Annotated in this window: 2 protein-coding genes; one reads left to right on the plus strand and one right to left on the minus strand. The window is 30.5% G+C overall.

What is annotated here, in order from left to right; all coding sequences use genetic code 11:
* The first annotated feature begins 134 nt into the window (after positions 1-134).
* Positions 135-1,190 (plus strand): flavodoxin family protein, encoded by a 1,056-nt coding sequence (locus VK998_RS09465; protein WP_325227885.1) that lies wholly within the window; start codon positions 135-137, stop codon positions 1,188-1,190.
* Positions 1,191-1,216: 26 nt separating this feature from the next.
* Here the strand turns inward: VK998_RS09465 and VK998_RS09470 are convergent.
* A partial coding sequence (locus VK998_RS09470; protein WP_325227886.1) for an MATE family efflux transporter occupies positions 1,217-2,596 on the minus strand: 1,380 nt, incomplete at its 5' end.

Raw genomic sequence — 2,596 nt, forward strand, 5'->3', positions numbered from 1 at the left:
ACCTACATGGGTGGTGCTTATATAGGATCTAAATGTAGAATAAAGGATAGTCAAATGGAGATTGAGCAGTTAGACATGCCTTCTGAACTAATGAACAAGATAAAACATACTTATAAAAAGTTAGTGAATATAATATGAAAAGATATTATCTAATATTGCCAGAAAAACCATCTTCTTTACTGAAAGAAATGATAAATGCAACTACTAAAAATATAGAATACGAAGTATTAGAAAATTTTGAACAACTACCAGATTTAAAAAATATCAATATTATATTTGCAATAGAATTACCTATAACAGGAATTAGTAATAACCTTAATAACTTCTTTTTAGAATTATTTAATAGAGGATTTGATTCTCTATTAGGCTCTGAAGGTATAGTGTTAGTCCATAGCCAATATCAATATTTTACAAAAACTACTGCCCAATCCATAATTTTTAAATCTAATCTATTGGGTTGTAGATTCCCTGGACGACCTTTAGTAGAAGCCACTGGAAATTTAGATAATCTAATACCATTACAAAAAGTTTATAATTTACCATTAGAGGAGATTTGTTTGTATTTATGTAGTAAATTAGGTGAAAGATTCACTAATGATAAGATTACTAAAGTAAAAAAACCCAAAATATTAGCAATTCATTCCAGCAATAGAAATACTTCTAATACTTTAACCTTATGGGATATGATAAAAGAAAATCTAGATATAACAGATATCACAGAAATAAATATTCAAAATGCCACTATTGTAGATTGTATTGGCTGTCCTTATAAAGCTTGTAAACATTATGGCCAACAAACTAAATGTTTTTATGGTGGTATTATTGTACAAGAAGTTTATCCTGCATTATTAAAAGCAGATGCCCTTGTATTTATTTGTCCTAATTATAATGATATGATAACTGCTAATCTAGTAGCATTGATAAATAGATTGACAGCTCTATTTAGAAAAACTAAGTTTTATGATAAAACCTTGTTTTCAATAATAGTTTCTGGCCACTCTGGAGGAGATGCTTTAGCTAAACAGTTGATCAGTAGCCTAAACATAAATAAAACCTTTAAATTACCACCATATTTTGCTTTAATGGCGGTAGCCAATGATAGAGGCGCAATAAGGAAAGTTCCTCATATTGAGGAACTTGCTAAAAAATTTGCTGAGAATATTATAATAAACATAAAACAACAAATATAACTTAACATTATATAACGATAAGGTTTCTACCTTATCGTTATATACTTCCATTTATTAGTCTTAAATCTAAACTTAATAAGGGCCCATCTAACAAGCTGATCACAAAACATTGCATACCAAGCCCCTATTAAACCCAATTGTAAAATATTTATGAATAAATGAGCCAATGCTACCCTTACAATCAGTACACTGAAAAATATTGCTACTAAGGTCCATACCGTATCTCCCGCTCCTCTTAATCCACCAGCTGTAATCAACTGAGAGGATTGGAAAGGTTGGATGATTGCAATCACTTTTAATATTTTAGCAGCTTCGTTTATTACTTTTGGATCCTTGGTATAAAGACTTGCAATATAGGAGCCAAAGAAGAAAAATATTATCCCTACTGTCGTTGCAATGATTGCCCCCATTCTTCCACTTGTTTTGATATATTCTTCTGCTTTCTCTGGGCTTTCTGCTCCTAAACTTCTACCTGTTAAGGAAGAAGCAGCTATACCAAAAGCTTGACCTGGTGTAAGAGAAAGTCCTGAAATATTTAAGCATATCTGGTGAGTAGCATATGCTACAGTACCTAAAGATGAAACTATTCGTACAAATATTAATATACCAGCTCTAAAAGCAATTTGCTCTAAAGAAGCAGGTATCCCAATTTTGACTAGATTATACATAATATCCTTATTAAATTTAAACTTATTTTTCAAATTTATCTGTATTATAGTATCCTTTTTAAATATATATCTTAATAACATTAAAGTTGCTATAATTTGAGAAAAAGATGTAGATATGCCTGCTCCAGTAACACCTAACTTAGGAAACCCTAATAATCCATAGATAAGTACAGCATTACCAATTACATTAAGAGTATTAACCTTTAAATTTATATTCATTGGTGTCTTAGTATCTCCTGCTCCCCGCAGAACTGCATATATAGAAAAATTAAAAGCTTGAAATATTAATCCAATAATAATAACTTTAAAATAACTTCTACCATACATTAAAGTATCTTGATGAGCACCAATAAATTTCATTATTTGATTCGTATATAATAGCCCAAAAATAAATATCGGTAAAACTAAAAGAACTTGAGTTAACAAGATCACATGTCGTACTACATTCTCTATCCTATCCTCTTTTTTAGCCCCTACATATCTAGCTACCATAGCTGTTGCACCTACATTTAAAGATTGAACTAAAGACAAAGCAATAAATACAACTTGATTAGTAATTCCAACAGCAGCAATAGAGGCAGCAGCTTCTCCCGAATCTGCAATTCTTCCAAGCATCATCATATCTACCATACCAAATAAAGTCCCTAAAAAAACTTCTATTAAGACTGGACCTGCTGTTTTAAGTACTGTATCTCTTATTGATTTTTTATTAAAGGCTTCCTCCATAAATGACCACCT

The sequence above is a fragment of the Schnuerera sp. genome (assembly GCF_035459645.1).
Lineage (GTDB): Bacteria > Bacillota > Clostridia > Tissierellales > Tepidimicrobiaceae > Schnuerera.

What these genes read in the sequence shown, in the direction of transcription:
- VK998_RS09465 (WP_325227885.1), top strand. Translation starts at nt 135, where the DNA reads ATGAAAAGATATTATCTAATATTGCCAGAAAAACCATCTTCTTTACTG.